22 protein-coding genes are annotated in these 20834 nt (G+C 44.4%); 7 read left to right on the forward strand and 15 right to left on the reverse strand.

Features of this window, described 5'->3' with window-relative positions; translation table 11 throughout:
* Positions 1 to 58: 58 nt before the first annotated feature.
* Together GXP69_RS11535 and GXP69_RS11540 are read right to left on the reverse strand one after the other, a co-directional pair.
* On the reverse strand, positions 59 to 295 hold the full coding sequence (locus GXP69_RS11535) for a hypothetical protein (RefSeq protein WP_163915211.1): 237 nt from the start codon (positions 293 to 295) through the stop codon (positions 59 to 61).
* 125 nt (positions 296 to 420) lie between these two features.
* Positions 421 to 1680, reverse strand: a complete 1260-nt coding sequence (locus GXP69_RS11540) for an aspartate kinase (RefSeq protein WP_163915212.1) — start codon at positions 1678 to 1680, stop codon at positions 421 to 423.
* 102 nt (positions 1681 to 1782) lie between these two features.
* On the opposite strand from GXP69_RS11540, the gene fbp reads away from it, so the two are divergent.
* Complete coding sequence (gene fbp / locus GXP69_RS11545) at positions 1783 to 2787, forward strand: class 1 fructose-bisphosphatase (protein WP_163915213.1); 1005 nt, start codon at positions 1783 to 1785, stop codon at positions 2785 to 2787.
* Positions 2788 to 2800: 13 nt separating this feature from the next.
* Here the strand turns inward: fbp and GXP69_RS11550 are convergent, their stop codons facing one another.
* The 4 genes from GXP69_RS11550 to yihA all read right to left on the reverse strand — a co-directional run bounded on the left by GXP69_RS11550 (position 2801) and on the right by yihA (position 4757).
* On the reverse strand, positions 2801 to 3115 hold the full coding sequence (locus GXP69_RS11550; protein WP_163915214.1) for a hypothetical protein: 315 nt from the start codon (positions 3113 to 3115) through the stop codon (positions 2801 to 2803).
* A 65-nt stretch (positions 3116 to 3180) separates the two neighbouring features.
* Positions 3181 to 3690, reverse strand: a complete 510-nt coding sequence (locus GXP69_RS11555) for a DUF5606 family protein (RefSeq protein ID WP_163915215.1) — start codon at positions 3688 to 3690, stop codon at positions 3181 to 3183.
* Between the two features lie 18 nt (positions 3691 to 3708).
* Positions 3709 to 4110 carry an energy transducer TonB gene (locus tag GXP69_RS11560; RefSeq protein ID WP_163915216.1) on the reverse strand — a complete coding sequence of 134 codons (402 nt, stop codon included), beginning with the start codon at positions 4108 to 4110 and terminating at the stop codon, positions 3709 to 3711.
* Positions 4111 to 4154: 44 nt separating this feature from the next.
* The gene (gene yihA / locus GXP69_RS11565; RefSeq protein WP_163915254.1) at positions 4155 to 4757 is read right to left on the reverse strand and encodes a ribosome biogenesis GTP-binding protein YihA/YsxC; all 603 of its coding nucleotides are present in this window, start codon (positions 4755 to 4757) and stop codon (positions 4155 to 4157) included.
* A gap of 141 nt (positions 4758 to 4898) precedes the next feature.
* Here yihA and GXP69_RS11570 point away from each other — a divergent pair, with 141 nt between their 5' ends.
* The 6 genes from GXP69_RS11570 to GXP69_RS11595 all read left to right on the forward strand — a co-directional run bounded on the left by GXP69_RS11570 (position 4899) and on the right by GXP69_RS11595 (position 11481).
* Entirely contained in the window at positions 4899 to 6197 is a 1299-nt protein-coding gene (locus tag GXP69_RS11570) for a tetratricopeptide repeat protein (RefSeq protein WP_163915217.1), read from the forward strand.
* A 394-nt stretch (positions 6198 to 6591) separates the two neighbouring features.
* On the forward strand, positions 6592 to 8547 hold the full coding sequence (locus tag GXP69_RS11575; RefSeq protein ID WP_163915218.1) for an OmpA family protein: 1956 nt from the start codon (positions 6592 to 6594) through the stop codon (positions 8545 to 8547).
* 140 nt (positions 8548 to 8687) lie between these two features.
* Positions 8688 to 9410 carry a bifunctional demethylmenaquinone methyltransferase/2-methoxy-6-polyprenyl-1,4-benzoquinol methylase UbiE gene (gene ubiE, locus GXP69_RS11580; protein ID WP_163915219.1) on the forward strand — a complete coding sequence of 241 codons (723 nt, stop codon included), beginning with the start codon at positions 8688 to 8690 and terminating at the stop codon, positions 9408 to 9410.
* Positions 9359 to 10132, forward strand: a complete 774-nt coding sequence (porT, locus tag GXP69_RS11585; RefSeq protein ID WP_163915220.1) for a type IX secretion/gliding motility protein PorT/SprT — start codon at positions 9359 to 9361, stop codon at positions 10130 to 10132. Before ubiE ends, porT begins: the two co-directional genes overlap by 52 nt.
* A gap of 7 nt (positions 10133 to 10139) precedes the next feature.
* Positions 10140 to 10895: an SDR family NAD(P)-dependent oxidoreductase gene (locus GXP69_RS11590; RefSeq protein ID WP_163915221.1), complete on the forward strand. Its 756-nt coding sequence runs from the start codon at positions 10140 to 10142 to the stop codon at positions 10893 to 10895.
* 100 nt (positions 10896 to 10995) lie between these two features.
* Positions 10996 to 11481, forward strand: coding sequence for a hypothetical protein (locus GXP69_RS11595; RefSeq protein WP_163915222.1), 486 nt, complete (start codon positions 10996 to 10998; stop codon positions 11479 to 11481).
* Between the two features lie 83 nt (positions 11482 to 11564).
* Here the strand turns inward: GXP69_RS11595 and GXP69_RS11600 are convergent, their stop codons facing one another.
* The 9 genes from GXP69_RS11600 to GXP69_RS11640 form a co-directional block, all read right to left on the reverse strand.
* Positions 11565 to 13217 carry a hypothetical protein gene (locus tag GXP69_RS11600; RefSeq protein ID WP_163915223.1) on the reverse strand — a complete coding sequence of 551 codons (1653 nt, stop codon included), beginning with the start codon at positions 13215 to 13217 and terminating at the stop codon, positions 11565 to 11567.
* A gap of 61 nt (positions 13218 to 13278) precedes the next feature.
* Positions 13279 to 14871, reverse strand: a complete 1593-nt coding sequence (locus GXP69_RS11605) for a hypothetical protein (protein WP_163915224.1) — start codon at positions 14869 to 14871, stop codon at positions 13279 to 13281.
* A gap of 99 nt (positions 14872 to 14970) precedes the next feature.
* On the reverse strand, positions 14971 to 15183 hold the full coding sequence (locus GXP69_RS11610) for a hypothetical protein (RefSeq protein ID WP_163915225.1): 213 nt from the start codon (positions 15181 to 15183) through the stop codon (positions 14971 to 14973).
* Between the two features lie 46 nt (positions 15184 to 15229).
* Positions 15230 to 16174, reverse strand: a complete 945-nt coding sequence (locus GXP69_RS11615; RefSeq protein ID WP_163915226.1) for a hypothetical protein — start codon at positions 16172 to 16174, stop codon at positions 15230 to 15232.
* 100 nt (positions 16175 to 16274) lie between these two features.
* Positions 16275 to 17318, reverse strand: coding sequence for an alpha/beta hydrolase (locus GXP69_RS11620; protein WP_163915227.1), 1044 nt, complete (start codon positions 17316 to 17318; stop codon positions 16275 to 16277).
* Positions 17319 to 17408: 90 nt separating this feature from the next.
* Positions 17409 to 17912 (reverse strand): DUF2306 domain-containing protein, encoded by a 504-nt coding sequence (locus GXP69_RS11625; protein ID WP_163915228.1) that lies wholly within the window; start codon positions 17910 to 17912, stop codon positions 17409 to 17411.
* A gap of 131 nt (positions 17913 to 18043) precedes the next feature.
* Positions 18044 to 18385 (reverse strand): hypothetical protein, encoded by a 342-nt coding sequence (locus GXP69_RS11630; RefSeq protein WP_163915229.1) that lies wholly within the window; start codon positions 18383 to 18385, stop codon positions 18044 to 18046.
* A gap of 125 nt (positions 18386 to 18510) precedes the next feature.
* The gene (locus GXP69_RS11635) at positions 18511 to 20058 is read right to left on the reverse strand and encodes a TlpA family protein disulfide reductase (protein WP_163915230.1); all 1548 of its coding nucleotides are present in this window, start codon (positions 20056 to 20058) and stop codon (positions 18511 to 18513) included.
* A gap of 163 nt (positions 20059 to 20221) precedes the next feature.
* Positions 20222 to 20692 (reverse strand): hypothetical protein, encoded by a 471-nt coding sequence (locus GXP69_RS11640; protein ID WP_163915231.1) that lies wholly within the window; start codon positions 20690 to 20692, stop codon positions 20222 to 20224.
* Positions 20693 to 20834 lie beyond the last annotated feature (142 nt).

The raw sequence follows: 20834 nt of genomic DNA on the forward strand, positions 1-20834 counted from the left end.
TAAGGTTTTTTGTAGCAAGCCCATAAAAAAAGCCTGCTACTGCAGGCTTATAGTTTTATCAGATGCTTACTTCTTCTTTATCGGGCAATTCTCCAGATACCAGCTGATAGTATAGGTTCTTTATCAACATTGGTTCCTCCTCGTGTGCAGGGGAAGCATAGCTGCCACCTTTTGGTTTCTTTTCAGAAGCCTTTACAAACTGCGGTACTTCCAGCACAAAGCCCAGATACAGTAAACCAAACAATAAAAATAACTTAGCTATAAAGATTTTATTTACTTGTTCTACTGGCTGCATACAGAGTGCTATAAGGTGGTAGCTGTTCCCGTATATACGTGTTAAATATATTTTGTTTAACTGTAATTTTTGGAGAACTTTTGCTACCGTATGAGCAAATATACAAGTTTTTGATTGATTTAATACTATTTTATAACAATTTGGTATGTAGTTCGTGTGCGTTGTTCTAAGAGAACATCCTTGTCAGTTGCAACCTTTCGGATACTGGCTGCATCATAGTTCTTGATCGTATAGAGCTTTAGGCCTGTGTTATAGTGAATTACGAATTCATCCCGCAGGGTATCTCTTAATTTTTGTATGCGCTGCTCATGCCAGTCTGTACATACAGAGAATGAAATAGCAGAATTCTGCATCAGGTTAATTTTAAGCCTTAGCTCAGACAATGCGTTAAAAATAGTCCCCAGGTTCTTCTCTGATATAAACGTAAAATCCTTTACACTAAAAGACAACAGGCATTGATTCTCCTTTATAATGTAAGCTGGCGCCAACTTATCGTAGCGGCAGTCGCAGATACGAGTACCTTCGCCGGCCGGGTTTAGGAAAGATTTTACATACAGCGGAATCAGCTTGTTAGCGAGCGGCTTTATCGTTTTCGGGTGGATAACAGAAGCGCCATAATAAGCCATCTCCACTGTTTCCTGGTAAGATATTTCACTATACCGGATGGTGTCGGTAAAGTATTTCGGATCCGCGTTCAGTAAACCTTCCACATCTTTCCAGATAACCATCTCTTCAGCATCGAGGCAATAAGCAAAAATAGCAGCACTAAAGTCTGAGCCTTCGCGGCCCAGTGTAGTAGTAAGGCCATTGTTGGTACCGCCTAAAAAGCCCTGTGTAACTATAAGGTGTTCGTTAAGTATAGCAGGCAGGTCGCGTTTTACAAGTCGTTCTGTCCAGTTCCAGTCAATTTTGGCTTCGCGCCAGGTTGTGTCGGTTTGTATATACTTGCGGCTGTCAACCCAGGTGTTAGCCAGGTTTTGCGACTTTAAGTAATGGTGCAGTATAGTTGATGCCAGCAGCTCTCCGTAGCTCACAATCTGGTCGTATAGTTGGTCGTAAGTTGCCTGGTGGTTGAGGTGCTGCAGGCTATAGTTCAGCTTAGATAACAGGTCTTCGAACTCTTCGTATATAGGGGCACCTTGGTCCGGGAACAGCGCCTGTACAATTTGCAGGTGGTACATTTTGCTTTGTTCCAGTACCGGCGTATAATCCTGTTGCCTGAATGCCAGGTCAAATACCTGTTCCAGGGCGTTGGTGGTCTTGCCCATCGCCGATACAACTATAAGTAAATGACGCATGCCGCCATGTTGCTGCACTATATGGGCCAGGTTTCTGAAAGCGGCTGCATCCTTTACCGAGGCACCACCAAACTTAAATACTTTCATTCAGTTAACGATTATACCTCGTAAAAATAGGTAGCCTTCGTTTATGAATCAAAAAATGATATTTTTGTACAACTATATATTTAAGTATAAACTTCTGCTCTTATGAATTTTAATCTGGCACTACCTGTAGGCACCACGCTCGACAGGTTTATTATGAGAAAAGAGAAAGATTTCCCGTATGCAACCGGAGAACTTTCGCAGCTGTTGCGCGACATTGCGCTGGCGGCCAAAATTGTGAACCGTGAGATCAACCGTGCCGGCCTGCTGGATGTGACAGGTGGATTTGGTCAGCAGAACGTGCAGGGCGAAGAACAGCAAAAACTGGATGTAATTGCTAATATACGCTTCATCAGAGCGCTGCGTAACGGCGGCGAAGTATGTGCCATCATTTCAGAGGAAGAAGAAGAAATTATCCAGACTGGTAACAAAAAAGGCAAATACATTGTCGCTATCGACCCGCTGGATGGTTCATCTAACATTGATGTAAACGTATCGATCGGTACTATTTTCTCTATTTACAGAAGAAAGTCTGAAACAGGCTGTGACGGAACATTGGAAGACTGCCTGCAGAATGGTACGCACCAGGTAGCTGCCGGATATATTATTTATGGCTCGTCTACTATGCTGGTGTATACAACTGGCAACGGCGTAAATGGCTTTACCTATGAGCCTTCGCTCGGCGAGTTTTTCCTGTCTCACCCTGATATTAAAACACCGGCAACCGGCACCGTTTATTCATGCAACGAAGGCGGCGTAAACAGCTTCCCGGAAGGTGTGAAACAATACTTGAACTACTGCAAAGAAAGTGGCTATTCAGGTCGTTATATCGGTTCTTTGGTAGCTGATTTCCATCGTAACCTTTTAAAGGGTGGTATATACATTTATCCATCTACAGCCAAAGCGCCAAATGGCAAACTGCGCCTGATGTATGAGTGTAACGCACTTGGCTTTATAGTTGAGCAGGCTGGCGGAAAGGCATCAGACGGTTCACGCCGTATTCTGGATATAGAGCCTACCGAGTTGCATCAGCGCTGTCCGCTTGTGATCGGTTCTGCTGAAATGGTAGATAAGGTTGAAGCTTTTATGAAAAGTGAAGTAGCAGTATAACCTGCAACTAGACTTAGTTATAACGATATATAAAGCGGGTCTGCGCCTTTTGCAGTTCCCGCTTTATTATTAAGCGGGCAACCTGTAACGCAACTTCTTCCTGCGTAGCAGCTTTCATAGCTTGCTTTACCTGTCGCTCATCTACATCTACCCGGTACAGGATGTTCAGCAGGCGGTTCAGGTCTTGCTGAAGCAGGTGTAGCACGGCTTGCGCCACAGCCTGTTCGAGCTGCAATATGCTCTCTGACTGATTCAGATCATCCTCAGATTCGAAAAGCAGCTGAAGGTGCTTTGCTGTACTTGCCAGAATGAGAGGTGCAAACTCCATAAGCACTTAAATAGTGACCATAATCAAAAAGGCCTTCTGTGTGAGAAGGCCTTTTTGATTCAGTATTATTCTTTTTTCTTTTTAGTCTTTTTGGTTTCGCCTTCGGCAGGTGTAGTTTCAGCTGCTTCAGGTGCCTTTTCGGCTTTTTTGCTGGTCTTTTTAGCTGCTGGTTTTTCAGGAGCGGTAAAACCAACGTGCTTTTTTACGATCTTATACCAAGCGGCCAGTTTCTTCATGTCAGACACATACACGCGCTCATCGTCGTAGTCCGGAAGTACTGATTCCAAAAAGGCTTTGTACTCGCTGTCGTCTGGTTTTTCGCTTAAAGGCAGGTCATCGCCATACTTTTCGTTGATGCGGTCGAACACTTCGGCCAGCGGAACAGTAGTTTCCTCGTCGGTCGTGTAAATAGAGATCTCATCCAGCAGCGACATACGCTGGCGGGCCTGCGCAATAGAGCGCTGCGGCTTGTCTGATAAGGATTCGATGATTACACCGGTACGGGTAGGAGCTACCACACGGTACAGGCCGTTCATACCGGAAATGGCTGCAACTTGTCTTAGATCGATTGGCATAGGTTTATAAACGTGAAATTATAGTTTAAACATGATCGGAAGGCTCACATTAAGCGCATAGCCCGGCGCATTAAACTTAAGCAGTCTTACTACGCGTAAAGCTTCTTCGCCAGTGCCTGCTCCCATATTGCGTAATACTTTGTAACCGGATGTAGAGCCATCTTCATTTATAGTGAAACTAACAATACACTCGCCCTGCACACGGTTACGTTTTGCAAGGGGCGGGTACTTCAGTTCCTTGGCAATAAATTCGTACATGGCTTCTTTGCCACCTTCGTAGTGCTCTGCGGCAGGCAGAACGTTATTTGGTATCCAGTAAGTTGGTTTTTCTTCCTGTTTTACGGTTTCAGCAGTTTGTGCTGAGGCTGTTATTGCCACAAAGACAAATAAAATAAACAAAAATGAAAATTTAGTTTTCATAACAATTTAAAAATTAAAAAAATCTCGAAGTATAAATAAAGCTTTTATAACTGTACCTGTCCGTTCACCTCTTCTATAAAGTTCAGCAACTCTTCGCGCCCTACCCGTTTTTCCGAAGATGTTACAAAAATGTGCGGTAATTCATCCCAGGTTTCCCGCAGTTTACGCTTATAGGCAGCTATAGTTGAGTCTGTCTTTACAGATGACTGCTTATCGGCTTTTGTGAAAACCAGTACAAATGGCACGCCAAGATTTCCAAGGTAATTTATAAAATCCAGGTCCTGCTTTAAAGGCTCATGTCTCGAATCGATGAGAACAAATACACAGGCAAGGTTCTCGCGATTCTGGAAGTAATAATTTATCATTTTGCGCCAGTCTTCGCGCGCTCCCTTACTTACTTTAGCATAACCATAGCCTGGAAGGTCCACAAGGTACCAGCTGTCATTTATGAGGAAGTGGTTAATGAGTTGCGTTTTGCCAGGCTGTGCAGATGTTTTGGCAAGCCCTTTTTGCTCGGTGAGCATGTTGATGAGCGACGATTTACCCACATTGGAACGACCAATAAAAGCATATTCGGGCATAGTGGGGGCAGGGCATTGCTCCACTTTTGTATTACTCATTAAAAATTTTGCTTCTTTTATAACCATGCCGCCGCTTCTGATTTGGTGCAAACCCCGGATATTAGTAATATAGAGGTTCCAAAATGTATAAATCTGCTATCTTATGCAACTTAAAACAGAAGCATAAGCACGAACAAAGGTACATTTAATTTGCCAAACATGAAGTATATGCCTTTTCCTTGGTTACGCACAACTGGTAAAACGCCTGCTTTCCGCTTAAAGTATAAGCCGGCCGGTAAAACACTTGTAGTTTCGTTTGTGCTGCTCTTATTTATAGTTTGCAGCAGTATGATTTCAACAGCTCCGGATGCCAACATGCGCCGCGCCGATAAAGCATATGCCAAAGCTGATTTTGCTGAAGCCGCCGTGTGGTACCAGAAAGTGCTGGATAAAGACCCGGACAATACCCAAGCGCTGTATAAACTTGGCATCAGCTACCTGGAAATGTGCGAACCACGCAAAGCACGCCTGTGCCTGGATAAAGTAAACAAACTGGACCCGCGTTTCGGGCAAAAGGTGATCGTGAACCTGGCCGAGGCCCTGCACCAGAACTATGAGTTTGAAGAAGCCAAAAAATATTACCAGCAGGAGATTTATGGTACTGGCCGTGCCGATTGGAACTATGTTGAGGTGATCCGAAAGCGTATAGACGAATGTAACGCAGGAATGGAATTGCTGGCACAATCTTCTGTTGCGCAAGTTGTAAATATGGGAGCTGTTGTAAACTCTGCGAAAGTAGAATTTGCTCCGGTATTAGGTTTAAACGATTCCTTATTGGTTTTTTCAGCCCATGATGCTCCTGAAGGACCCGAAGAAATCAGGTTCTCTCATAAAAAAGACGGGCAGTGGCAGAACGCAAAAGAGTACATCCCAGCCAGCAATGCTAAAACAGGGCATTCCATTGTAACAATCTCCCCAGATGGTAAATTGTTATACACTTACTCACCTGCCGATGGCCTGCGCAGTTACGATCAGTCTAAAGGTAAATGGGTAAACCCGAAACCGATGCCAATACCACTTAACAGATTGGCCAATGAGACATCGGTTCACATATCAGCAGACGGGCAGTTTGCATTTTTTGCCAGCGACCGGCCAGGTGGTTTTGGTGGCCTGGATCTTTATGTAAGTCAGCGGTTTCCGGATGGAACCTGGAGCGCTGCCATAAATTTGGGGGCAGATGTTAATACGCCGTATGATGAAGACTCACCATTTGTAGACTTCGACACGAAAACCCTTTTCTTCAGTTCACGCGGCCATAACACCATGGGTGGTTTTGATATTTTCAGATCGGAGTTGCGCGATGGGAAATGGCAGAAGGCGCAAAACCTGGGATATCCGATCAACTCTCCGCACGACGATATGTATTTTACGCTTAACAGGAAACGTACTACGGCCTACTTTTCTTCTGACAGGCCGGGTGGAATGGGCGCACTGGATTTATACCAGATCTTATTTTCAGAACAGTAGAACTATAGCTGATTACACTAAAAGCCGGTTAAATCACTTTATCCGGCTCTTTTTATAAATTTCCAATACAAAACAATAGCTGAACATATATAAATACTATAATTTGTATATATTTGCGATTAGACAATTATATATTAGGAACTTTATAATTAGGCGGCTTTTTACTTCTTTTTATCAGAACCGCTGTAATTATTTCTATGTATAAGCACAAGTAGCTTAAAAATTTACAGTCTACGATCCTAAATAAAACTATACTGACATATACTAATTTTAATATTACTCGTATAGATGCGAAATAAAGGGTGCTTTGTGCCTTTTTAATTCTTTTTTAGCCTTTTTACCTGAAGTTTAATTGCCCAGTCAAAAACTCAAAAGTATAACGAACCTTTACAACATGAATCAATTAGCCAAATCGTTTTCACGATTTTCTTTGCTGTTAGCCCTGTTGTGCCTTGTGGCTGTAACAGCCTCAGCGCAAAGCAATAGAAAGCTGATTAGAAGCGGAAACAAGCTTTTTGCCAAAGAAAATTACAGAGCGGCAGTTCCATTTTACGAGCAGGTGCTGGCCAACGATCCAAACAATGCCCAGGCTCTTTACTATGCCGGTATCAGCTACATGACCTTTGATAAGGAAAAAGCAGCTGATTATCTGTACCGTGCTCAGAAGATCAAGCCTAATGTAGACCGCGACATCAGTTACTGGTTAGGCCGCGCCGATCACATTAATTACCGTTTCGATAGTGCGATTGAGCACTTCCAGGAAGCACAGAAAAACCTGCGCCGCCGCGATGAGGAGCGCCGTGAAGAACTGGCTATGCTGATTCAGCATGCCCGTAACGCAAAACGCGAAGTAGCGAACCCGAAAGACATTTTCGTAAAGAACCTGGGTGGTGTGGTAAACTCTGCTTACTCAGAGCACAGCCCGGTTATTTCATCTGACGATAACTACCTACTGTATACCTCACGCAGCTCTGAAGCCACTGGTGGTACGCCTGCCCGCGATGGTGAGTACTACGAAGATATTTTCGAGTCGACGAGAATTGGAGAAGACGAGTGGTCGCCAACCAGACGCGTAGCAGGTGCGCTGAACAGTGCAAGCCACGATGCTTCTATCCAGCTATTTGATAACGATACAAAGCTGCTGCTTTACCGCGCTGATAATAATGGGGACATCATGGTGTCTGAGCGTCAGGCTGATGGTACCTGGGGTGAGCCGAAGAGTATTGGTCCAAACATCAATACAAAGCACTATGAGTCTGATGCCTATATCACAAAAGATGGCAAGACCCTGTTTTTCTCTACAAGTGCTTACTCAGAGTATGGCGACCTGGATATTTATGTATCGCAGCGCCAGGCTGACGGAAGTTGGGGAACTCCTAGAAACATAGGCAACACTATCAACACGCCATTTGATGATGATAGCCCGTACTTCTCTGAGCACAATGGTACCTTATACTTTGCATCTACCGGCCACAATACTATGGGCGGATACGATATCTTTGCTTCTAAATATGATTCAGTTGCCAGAAGATGGGCAAAGCCGGTAAACCTGGGTGCACCGGTAAACACACCAGACGATGATACCTATTACCGTCTGAGCCCGGATGGCAGCTATGCTTATCTGTCGTCTTACAGAATTGGTGGTTACGGTGAGAAAGATATCTACACTATAAACTATATCCGCAACGTGCGTGTGCAGGGCCAGGTGTTCTCTAAACTGGACAGCCTTGCCATACCAGGTGTGGAGTTAATTTTTAACGGTCTGCAGGCAGACAAGCGTCCGATCTCTTACCGCGATGTAACACGCCCTGACTCAGCATTCTACCAGGTGGATGTATTGTCTGGCCGTAATTTCCAGATCCAGGTTTCGAAGGACGGCAAGTTGATTACAACTGAAGAAATGGAAATACCAATGGTATTGAACGATACTACTGTTATCACCCGTAATTTCTACATCGATTATGTAGATACAACAGCTGTGCGTGCTGGTATGCTGGCAGTGAAACCGATCTACTTCGATACGGATGAGTATACACTTCGCCCAGAGTCTGTGAACGAACTGGATAGAGTAGTAGCTTACCTGAAGGCCAACCCACTGGTTAACCTGAGCATTGAAGGCCACTGCGACTCACGTGCAAGCGACGAGTATAACATGGTACTGGGTGCTAACCGTGCCAATGCTGCCTACGATTACCTGAAGAGCAAAGGCATCTCTGAAAGAAGACTGGTGACAGTTAGCTACGGCGAGCGCAGACCAGTTGCTCCAAATAACTCTGCTCAGAACATGCAGCTGAACAGAAGAACAGAGTTTAAGGTTATACCTAGAGCAGACCAGCCTACACAACAATAAACTATAGTTTGGGCTCACAGGAGCCGGATTTAACTATAAGCAGAACAGGCCGGGTATATGCCCGGCCTGTTTTTTTGCAGATAAACCATGTTTTATAGGTACAGGTCGCGTATTTTTGTGCATACTTATTAATTGCAACTATGGCTGTAGTACCTTACAAAGACCAGAACGAGGACAAGAAATCGCAGGTGGCGAAGATGTTTAACAACATTGCCGGTAAGTACGATTTCCTGAATCACTTCCTTAGTGCTGGCATCGATATAATCTGGCGTAAAAAAGCGGTAAGCATGCTTAAGCCAATTCAACCCAAGCAAGTGCTGGATATTGCCACCGGCACCGCCGACTTTGCCATTGAAACATTGCGCCTGAACCCGGACAAAATTACCGGTGTGGATATATCGGAAGGGATGCTGGCTGTAGGCCGCGAGAAAATCGCAAAAAAAGGGCTGACAAATAAGATAGAGTTACGCTACGGCGACTCCGAGAACCTGCCTTTTGAAGATAACTCCTTTGATGCAATTACCGTAGCCTTTGGTGTACGCAACTTCGAGAACCTGGAGAAAGGACTGTCCGAGATGCACCGTGTTCTGAAGCCAGGCGGCATGGCCGTAGTTTTGGAGTTCTCGAACCCGCGCAGCTTCCCGATGAAACAATTGTACCAATTTTATTCCAGGAACATACTACCTATGATAGGTAAAATCGTTTCTAAGGATAATGCCGCTTATACGTATCTGCCCGAGTCGGTGCAGGCTTTCCCGGACGGGCGCGCATTCCTGGAAATCTATGAGAAAGTTGGATTTAAATCTACACAATGGCACCCTTTAACATTTGGCATAAGCTCCATTTACACCGGACGAAAATAGCGTTATTATCCTTACTGGCTCTATTTATAGTTGCTCCGGCAGCGCAGGCCCAGAAAAGAATAAACACGCTTAATAAACCTGACTACGATAGCAAGCCGATCCATTATGGCTTTTACTTGGCAGCTCCGCTAACCAGATACCAGATCCAGCACTCGCAGGAATATGCCGATCAACTGGCTGCCGATCCATCAGGTGGGGAAGGTACTACCAACGTAAACCCAAAATTCAGCCCTGGTTTTTATACCGGTCTGGTGCTGAACGTCCGCCTGGCAGATTACCTGGATGCCCGTTTTGTACCTGGCGTAGGCTTCTATAGCCGCAGGATCGAGTTTACTGATATGCCCCAGGAAACCGGCGAACTGATGACGGAAGATAAAACCATCAGCTCGACCATGGTAGAGTTGCCTGTATTGCTAAAGCTGAAAGCGCAGCGCCGCTCTAATGCGCGGATGTACTTTGTGGCAGGTGTAAAGCCGGGCATTGACCTGGGCAGCGGTAAAAGCGACGAAAACCCGGACCGTGGCCTGGCTGTAAATAAATTTGACCTGGCACTGGAGTATGGTTTTGGGGTAGATATGTTTTACCCGTTCTTTAAGTTTGCACCGGAGATCCGTTTCTCGCATGGATTACTGAACCAGCATAAACAAACACAAAGTACCTATAGCCGCCTGCTGCAAAAGCAGACAAACCATAATATTTCACTAATCTTCTTCTTTGAATAAAACAGAGATGTCTAAAATAGCAGTTGTTACCGGAGCAACATCCGGTATAGGCCGCGCCACGGCCGTTGCACTGGCAAAACAGGGATACCGCATTATAGCGACCGGCCGCCGTAAAGAGCGCCTCGAAGAATTGCAGCAGGAGCTGGAAGACACTACTACTGTGTTACCACTCTTGTTTGATGTGCGCAATAAGGAGGCTGTACAGTTTGCTTTTGCATCGTTGCCTGAGGAGTGGCAGCAGATTGATGTGCTGATAAACAATGCCGGTAATGCCCATGGCCTGTCCCCGATACAGGACGGCGCGCTGGAAGACTGGGATGCGATGCTTGACATTAACGTAAAGGGCCTGCTTTATGTGAGCCATGCTATCATCCCATTTATGCAGGAGCAGGGCAAAGGGCATATCATCAATGTTGGTTCTGTGGCCGGTAAAGAAGTATATGCAAATGGCAATGTGTATTGCGCCTCTAAACATGCAGTAGATGCTCTCTCAAAAGCCATGCGCATTGACCTGATACAGACAGGTATAAAAGTATCGGAAGTAAACCCGGGGGCTGTGGAAACAGAATTCTCTGAAGTACGATTTAAGGGAGATAAGGAGCGTGCCGCTGCCGTTTACCAGGGTTACCAGCCACTTACAGCTGATGATATTGCTGACTTGATTGCTTTTATAGTTACGCGTCCGCCGCACGTAAACCTGGCTGAGGTGCTGATCCTTCCGGCAGCACAGGCTTCGGCTACTGTAATGAACAAAAACCTATAGTTTGGCTGGCTTAGACTAAAGTAGCTTGTAAACGTATAAAATAGGATGTAGCCGGCACGAAGCAGGCCACAGTTTATTAACTATATTAAGTATACAAGCTATGAAAGACGAACAAAAAAACCAGGGCCAGCAAGGCAACCAGCAATCTAATAAAAATCAGCAGCAGGGCAGCAGCCAGCAGCCACAGGGTAGTCAACAACAGGGCAGCCAACAGCAAGGAGGCCAAGGCCAGAACAGAGGCCAGCAGCAGGGATCTCAGAACCAACCGCAGGGTAGCCAGCAATCAGGAGGTATGCAGGGACAGAACAGAAACCAGCAATCCGGTGGCCAGGGATCAGGCATGAGCGGCCAGCAAGGCAGCCAGGGTTCCGGAATGGGACAGCAGCGAAGTGGCCAGGGTCAGAACACTGACATGAACCAGGGCGATTCTAACCAGGCTAACCGTACTGGCGCAACTAGTTCCGGCATGCGTGGTACTGATGCCTCATCAAGCCAGCAACAGGGCCAGGGCGCACAAAACGCTAAGGACCAAAACAACCGCAGTGGCAGCGACAGTGGCCAGAACACGAGTAAGAAAGACAGATAACTATAACGCTTGATAAACTATAGAAAAGGGCAGTATCCGGTATGGATACTGCCCTTTTCTATAGTTTATAACTGGCGGAGATTTTAATCAAGGTAAAAGTGTAGCAACCACCCGGAGCCTGTAAAGTCTTTTGCACGTTGGTTGTCGTCCAGCTTAACACGGGCAGCTTTACCGGTTTTATAGTTGTTGCCGTATGTGGTGTCGGTAATGCAGATACGTTTCCCTTTTTTCTTTTTTTCGGTAGCTGTACTATAGGTGTCTTCCCCATCTCCGCCCCAGATGCTGATCTTTATCGGATTAATGTCTTCACCTGATAGTAAGAACTGATCGTTTCCATCCAGCCCATACAAAATAAGTTCTTTGGTATCATCAGCATGATAGGTTCTGTCAAACAACAGCTCTTTTACCTGGCCTTGCTTTGTGGTTTTAAATACCTGTACCTGTACTTCTTTTTTGTTCAGTGGTTTTATTACAAACTGCTCGTGCTTATCAGAGCCCACAACTATAGCCTGCTTTGCCAGGATGCCATAATACTCCTGTGCCAGCTTGTGCAGGTTGTTCCGATGATGTTTTACTTTGGCAACTATGGGTGCTGCCGTTAATTTATAAATGGTATCTGGCATTGCCTTAAAAGCATTTTCGATGACCTCATCGGTGAGGGCCGTTTTAACGCTGTCCGCAATTTCCTGCCAGTCCTGTTGGTTAAGTTCAGCCAGGATCAGGGCATCCAGGTGGCGTGCGTTATAGTTTAGCTTTGCCAGGTCGGGCACGTTGCGGCGGTAGGTTCTGAAGTGCGGCTTAAAACGGAGCAAGCGTGTTATCCAGGGGATGGGTGCATCATGCAATTTATAGAACACGTTATCGCGGTCGCGTGGTACAGGGCGGTATAGGTAGGCTTTGTCTTCAGGCTCCAGTTCTGCCCAACGCCAGTTGTCTTCGTGCCGGCTCCAATCGCCTATCAGCATATCAAATAAACGCGCTCTGAGGTAATTGCGGGCATCTACTCTGGTATCGTTGTCTGATAAACGCTCGGTGAGCATAGAGCGAGTACTCTTTACTTTGCGGGCGTGGCCCATATACGGGTTGTCCTGCTGGTTGCCTGCAGGCCGACGTTCCAGCAACGCAACGGTGCCGCCTACCTGCTCCGTAAATTTACCTAACCTGGGGTCGTGCGGAATGTACACAATTTCCGGGGTTGTGTGGTAAATGCCGATTGCCTTGGCCATGTCGGGCAGTACAAGGGCGGCGTACGGGTGCGTGGCCGAGGTGGCATCGCGGGCAATGTTGGCAACGTAGCTTTTCTGCCATCTCGGTGACAAGGCACCCGCAGGTTCCTTATCTATAGAACGGAGTACATATTCGATGCTATCCGGGTTGTATGCACGCAGGCTGATGGTCTGACGGCTGCCGCCCATTTTTGCGGGAGTCAGCCCACCGTGCGCAGTACCGATATCGAGCACTTTTACAGGCACCGGCGTGTACCATGCCTGGCGGTAGTGTTTGCCATACAACAAGGTATGCAAGGTTCCGCGTTTATAGTGCATACCAGCAGCCAGGGTGATGGTACTATCGCTATAGTTGGTGATAGTGCCGGCGTTAGCAGGGGCTGTGGCTACCTGCTTTACGGTATGCGGATAACGCTGGCAGCTGCTCATTAGCAAAGCAAACAACAATCCGAAAAGCAAACGATGCACCTGCAGCGTTTTATTAATTGAAACAGCAGTTTTATGAACCATTATTATTGTAAGATAAGCGTCAGAAGGCCAAAACTCTCTAACTCTCAAACTTTTTAACATTCTAAAATCCTTCCCGGTCAAAGGCGTGCACCCGGATATCTTTCGTGGTTTTGTCTTTGGTTTCAGGACCGGCTTCTATTTCGGTACCACGCCTGGTATCGTACACCCAGGTTTTCTTGCCACCGCGTTTTACATTTGATTTGTCTTTAATTTCGTCTTCGCCACGACCGCCAACTATCATTACTTTTATGCCTTTGTTTACCTCCCCGCTGATATCAAATTCGTCATCTTCTGCCAGGCCGTATAGTGTGATTTTCTTGGTTTCGGAGTGCTTAAATGTGCGACGATAAGTAATTACATCATCTGATTTGCGGGAAACTATAACTTCGGTTTCGTTATCGTTCAGGCGCTTTACTTCAAATTTATCCTCTTCATCAGTTCCTGTTACAAAAGGTTCTTTGGCCAAAATTTCGTAAAACTCCTCTGCAGCTTTGCGCAATCCATCACGCCGGCTCCGAAGTTTTTTTGCCGTGTCTTCTCCCTCAATAGCATAAACCGATGGCGGAAGCTGCCTTACTGCCTCCTGAATCACGTCATCTGTAATCTGCTTTTGCAGCAGCACAGCTACCGAATCAAACTGCTCGCGCGTTACCTGCGACAGGGCGCGCTCATCCAAAAACTCAGAGTTCATAGCCAGGGCGTATACATCGTTTATGTCCTCATCAAATGACTCGAACTTGCGGATGGCCCAGTTGCGGCTGAAGATCCAGGGAATGATTCCATCCTGGAAACGGTAAAACACATTGTCGCGGTCTTTGGGGATGGGGCGGTAAATGGTGTTTTTACCTTTTTTGTATTCTGCCCACTCCCATTGGCCTTCGTGTCGGTCCCAGTCGTTCATCAGTATATCCAGCAGGCGGGCTTTGGCAAAAGTTTGCTGGTCTATAAAATGGTCGTCTTCCTCGAACATTTTGTTCAGCATTTTTTTGGAGCTCACAATATCCACGGCATCGCCTAGGGCTGGTGTAATGGCTTCTTTACCGTCGTATTTCTCTTCCAGCATAAAAATGTTGTTGCTGAAACGCTCGCTGTGTTCTCCGAAACTGGTATCGTTAGGAGCAACATAATATAGTTTGGGAGTGGAATGAGGAATTCCTGCAGCCTCGGCAAGAGGTGGTACCATCAAGGCGCCGTACGGGTTTATGGCCGATGTCTGGTCGCGCAGGATATTAGCAACAAAAGTTTTGTGCCATACAGCCGGTACCACACTCACAGGGTCTTTATCCAGCGAGCGCAGCGCATAAGTAAATCCGGTGCTATCGGATAGGGTCATACTTGTGGTCTGGAAACCACCGCCAAGTTTTTCGAATTTCAGGCCGCCTTTTACAGTTTTCAGGTCCAGCACCGGTACAGTTACCGGCGCTGTCCAGACTGGTCTGTAATGCGTACCCCAGAATAACCGGTGAATGGCACCACGCTTATAGTGTTTGCCGGCCTGCACCGTAACGCTATCAAAAGCAGCAGGATTTTGCTGTAGTTGCTTGTAAACAGCCGGGTCTACAATGGGGGTTTTTGCGTAGAAATTTTTCCGGGCGCAGCCGCTAATGCTTATAAATATGAGTGCAAGCAGTGCCTGCAGGTATATCGGTTTCATAGGTAGTTCAGAATATAACTCTGATGCTATCTAACGTAATTCCGATATAATGTTTACAGACGAATTAAACTATAGAGTTGTACGAAAGTAAGATTCCCGCTATTGTGAAATGTTTCTGCGGAATATTAATTTCTTATATAAGAACTGCAGAAGCATATATACTACTGCCCACGACAGTACATCAACTATAAACTTATAAGTAAACACACCTTCTTCGTGCAGTTTGTATTCAAAGCCTACCAGGTAATTTGTCAGGTTGACGATGATGTAAGTAGCTATGAGTAGGGTAATGGTTGGTAAGTTGTCTTTCATGAGGTTATAGTTTATAGTTGGTTGCTGCTACATTATTAAGAATTATTTACTTGTAGGATAAAACATAAAATCGGCTACTTAAATCAATACTGATTGGATTTAACTTTCTCCACTGTAGAAACCCTTCGAAATCTAGTGTGATATTTTCTGGAACGATCAGGAGCATGTCATACTCTTTCATGATAAATTCTCTCAGGTACCCGCTGGAAATTATCTTGTTTAATTCTGCAAGATAGGCTGTTGTGCTTGGTAATCTAGCTGAGTTAGTCATTCTCTTATCTTGTTCCTGTGCTGCAAATGCTTTTAATGAAGCTACATGTAGTTCTAAATATAAACCAGGAAAACCAGCTGCTCTCTCTAAGGGAGAGACATTATCGGTTACCCATTGCATCTTTTCAAAAGCACTTCCCAGTACTGATACAGTTATTACTGAGTCAGCTGTGGCGCCGGGTGCAAGATGAAGAGTGGGCTTAATATCTAAGGGATCAAGCTTTACAAGATTCGTCGGAGCAAATGTATCGATTACTGTTGTTGCAAGTTCTTGGATAGCAGCAGAATCCAGTACTTCAGAAGTAATCCTAAATTTAAATAACCACTTACCACACTCAAATACAGATAAGTAAGAGTTTGTTCCTTCCTTTACATATTTTATGTTCGCCTGGAGGCCGTTTATCTTATAGTCATCCTTTATGTAGCTTATTGGTTTTTGAGTAGCAGTAATACCTTTCTTAGAGGTAACAGCAACTTCCATGTAAGCTGTAGAATAAGCTTGTTTCAGGCGGTCTTCAGTACCTACTTCATACGGATATAAATAAACTGACATTTTCGTTTTCCTGTCTGCACTCCAGTAAACGGTGCCAATATTCGTTTTCTCTTTATCAAAAGCATAAACACTTTTTCGCTTATAACCAGCCAAATCTTTAGGAAATGGGGTCTTGGTTTTTGCATGAATAAAGGTGCCACTCGCAGCAAGTGATCGTGGTCTGCTCATACTTTGTGCAGAAACTATGTGCACAGAAAGGAGGCAAGCAACAACTAAAAGAATTAATCTATAGATAAGTGTCATTGAGGCTTATTACTTAACGGTTTTATTACTTAAGTTTTAAAGCCTTTTTTACAGCTTTGTACTGGGCATCTACTACCGCCTGGTTATGGCCGTGGGCAGCACCGGGTACCAATACAAATTCTTTTTTCGGGGCTTTTACCTTATCGAAGTAGGCTTTTGTAAGATCCGGAGCAGTTAAGATGTCTTTATCGCCTTGTATAAGGTAAACTGGTATTTTATAGTGCAGGCCGTTTTTCATAAAGTCGACATCAGCGGCCATCGGTTTAATGCCCATTTGTTTGTGGCCGGCAAAGTGCAGGAACGAATAATCATCGCCGTTGTATCGGTCCTGAGTGTCTTTTTCGTTGTCGTATTCAGGCTTCAATTTCCACCAGGTAGGTGGCGCTGCTACTGAGTTTTGTTTCTCGTAATTTTTAATGATGCGCATGAGCTGACCTTCTTTTCGGGCATCTTCGTAAGGCGGAGAGCCCAGTGCAGCCAGCTTATCCAGCGATTCCTGGTCGTTAGCATCCTTTGCCATTTGCTGCACCATGTTGTATGCATTTACAAACCCGGATGTATAGTTTACTATCTGGGAATGTCCGATATATGCCGTATAAAGATCTGGGCGGGCAAGGGCCATGTTAGCGCCCAATATAGAACCCCAGGAAGTGCCAACAAGCGTTATCTTTTTCTTGCCCAGGTGTTTGAGCAGGTACTCCGAAAGCTCGATGCCGTCGGCTGTCATTTGCTCCACGGTCAGCGGGTTTTCTATCCAATAATCCTCGGTTACTTCTTCGGGGGCGTTACGGCCGAAGGTTCTGCCCGCGCCACGCTGATCCCAGTACACCGGCACAAATTCTTTTTTCCAGTGCCCGTAAATGGCATCGTCGTACGGACTCATGGTGCTGCCCGGCCCGCCATGCAGAAACAAAATAACTGGCTTGCTCCTATCTTCGCTGCTTATAGTTACCCATTGCTCTATGCCGCCGATGGTAATAAAGCTTTCTTCGTTGATGGGTTTCGCCTGTGCGAATAGCTGTCCTGAAACTATAGAAAGCAGAAAAATGAGTAGGAGGGTGTGTTTCATGTGAGTGATGAGTATTAGGTTGTTTGTTATGGGAAAAGCTTTATGAAAATTGTTTAACTGCGCTCGTGCTATAATGTGGGAGAGACTATATTATGCACTTTGTTGGTATTGGAGCCTCTGTTCAAAGTATTTGGTCCAAATTTTTTCTTTTTTTAAGATAAAAACAGTTCCTACTCCAAATATTGTAGCAGTTGCAATTCCAACCATGGCAAAGAAAGGCTTATCTGGGATCCGCACACTTAATTCTGATGCAAATGCTGCATACAGTCCTAAGACTGAATAATACATAAACCAAACATGAACAGCTTTATACTTTCTTGGGAGAATCTTAATAAACAAGGGAGCCATTCCCAATACCAATGTCAGAGAGCTAACAATAGCCATGATATGAAACACTCCAAATCTTCCAGTCAGATTGTAGATACCTAGTGCAGACCCACAAACTAAAACCATGGCAACAACATAAACATAGCCCACCCTTTTATGCTGTACTGTACCTTTATTAGCAGCTAAGACAAAAGCACCAGCTATCATAGCCAATAAGGCAGTAGCCAAATGAAACCAGCCTAAGGCAGAATTTACAAAGCCATACATTTTCGAGTAGTTTTAGTTCTTACCTATTTTTAAGCTTTATTAGATAATTAAAATTTTGTGTTTCAGTTAATAAGCTTTGCTGCTAACGGACGCGTGAATACAGCATGCATTGCGTTGTAGTACGTTATTCTTTATTCAATAAGCCCGTGCACGAACAGCATTGCCAAAAGGAAAACTGTTGACCCAAGTGCAGCAACCATTCTTGTTTTATTTTTCTGGATGATTGCCAAAACAGCAAAAACAAATGCTCCAGTAAATAACAGTCCCCAGATTAAACTAACTAAAGCATATAGTTCTGGAGTTTTATAGTAGTATGGTGTTGTTCCTTCTCCACCGAATGGATAACCAACTGTCCTGTTCAAAATGCCAATCACATACCATTCTTCCAGATTTATAAAAGCCAGTAGTCCTGTGATAGTGAGAATGATTCCACTTATGAGCCAGAACATTAATGGGCTTTTACTTTTTTCCATTAATAATTACTAATGTGCTACAACGGTATTCGTATATGAGGTGAGCGAGGCTTTCAGCCGCTGCATTATTCATGTGCTTAGTTAGGCACAGTATTTAGACCATTAGCAACCTGGAGTTGCTCAATTTACAGCAGGCCGTTGATCATCCCTTTCACTTTCTCTTTTCCAGGAAAGGCAGTAAATTTATTGATAAGCACACCTTCTTTGTTGTATAATAGATATGCCGGGATAGCCTCGAACTCAAACTGGTTCATGGTGTATTCCCACTGAGCGTCTGTCAGGTAATAATGCTCACTGCCTATTCCCTTAATTTTCTCTTCCCATCGCTCCCGAGGGGAGGACGTGTCTGTTAAATATACAAAAACAACATCCTTATCATGAAACTCACCTTTTGTACTTCTGAATTCATTCATTGCTTTCAGGCAGGGGCCACACCATGTTGCCCAAAGGTCAATTAAAACAACCTTGTTCTTGTGTTTAGCTAAAATTGTTTGGATTACTTTGTCGTCCGAAACAGATGAGATGTCAATGACAACAGCAGGTGATTTGAATTTGTCTAATGCAGCAACCTGCTGGTTTTTCCGAAACAGTATCTTGGCTATTTCTCCGTTTTTCCAATAAGCCGCTATATGCTCTTTCTGCTTTTCGGTGAGCGGTCTTGCTTCCTCATTTAGTTGTCTGGCATAAGCATTGGCTGCTAAAACATCGTAGTATGGTCCGTTTTCGAATCCGACTAAATCCGATAAAATAACCTTCACACTTGCCAGCCAGGAGGGAATATCGCTTTCTCCTATCTTAGGGAGCCCTATTACTTCATTTTGGAGAATCTCTTTTTGAAAATTAGAAAATTCGGAGGCATGCAAATATTGTGGATCATTGAGCTTGAAATCCTTCAGGAAACGATAGTAGGATCTGTCAGGCTTCTGTAGATCAGGTTTATTGCTTCTGTCGCCAGTTGTGTTTCCATAATTACGAATCATCGCAGTTTCATAATCAAAGACTTGCCCTACATACATGTTTAGAAGAAAATCTTTAGACAGCACTTCTTTCAATCCATTCGACAGTAATGTATCTATATTCAAAATCTCAAGTCTTTCTGACAAAACAGTCTTCGCATGCTTCAGAAAATAATCTGTGCTTTTATTATACAAAGGCTCCGGTGCCTTATCACGCCTACCAGAAGACATTTTAGGTAGGATCGCTAAGCCTTGGATCATATCATGCTGAGTCATATTTGCAGGCGTAACGGCAACATTTTCCACTTCAAAATCCGAATTATAAGCGATTGCGAAATTAGTAACACCACCACTTTTTAATTTTACATAAAGGGTCTTGTATGGATTTAAACTTGTATTCAAACCGACTAAAGAAACAGCGGTTTCAACATCCACATCAACAGAGAATTTTCCTAACTGATCAACGAGCGCTTTATATGAAACAGTCTCTCCCGAAATTGGATGGGGAACATAAACATGTACATAAATGCTGTCCTTTCTCGTATTGTTCGGACTTGTAATGCTGCCTGTTAATGTAGCTGTACCTGCTACTATTGTGGTTGGACCTGCATTTGTAGCAGTCGAATCTGTTCCCTTACTTACAGGCTGCTTGCATGCTAACAAGAACATAAGGCTGATTACACCAAGGAGATTTGTTTTCATCATTTTAGTCATCATTATTTTGATTTGAACTTGGGAGAGCTCCCTCTAAGATCCGCTGGAATGAAATAATTATTTACATGAGCTTTGAACAAGCTGATGGTATAGCAATTATGCCTAACGTACTGGGCTATAGGGTGGCGTAGCTGACCTATAGGTGTGGTTATAGCTTGTTGTTCTTTCAGCAACCACATTCTCCATAAAACTCTTTAACTACTTCTTTACCCTTCTTTGATTTTATTCGCATTGTCCCTTTTTGCTGCCAAGTCTCTTCTACCTGACCCACTTGTTTATAGTCAAGCGAAATTTCAAAATCTTCTGAAATCCAGGTTTTGATGAAATGGTCGTCTGCTACTTTCTGGGAGTTACTTAGACTAAAGCTTTTCATTTCTCCATTGATTGAGACGAAGGCATTGCTTCCATAGTCATCCACATAGATATACTGGTCACTTTCAAAGTCACTCTTATTACTGGAGAAGTAACAAGAGCAACCTTCTATCTCTGGTGGAAATTCGGAGAAAGTATCAACTACTATACTTGAGTCAGTAGATGATTCATTGGCGCCGAAAGAGGCTTTGCTGTTTGAACACGAAAACAAAAATCCTGAAAGTATAAATAGGATAAAGGAGTAGCAATTCAATGTTTTATTCATCTTTCTAATTAGCTATAACGAACAAGGCCAGAAAGCGCCAAGGCTTGCCTGCTGGCCTTGGTGGTTTATGGGCGTAGTTATCCGTGCTTGTTTTTCCTTTTTTGTAGTGACTGCTGATCTTAATTTCTTTTTTATTCAGGGA

Source organism: Pontibacter burrus (genome assembly GCF_010686685.1).
Lineage (GTDB): Bacteria > Bacteroidota > Bacteroidia > Cytophagales > Hymenobacteraceae > Pontibacter > Pontibacter burrus.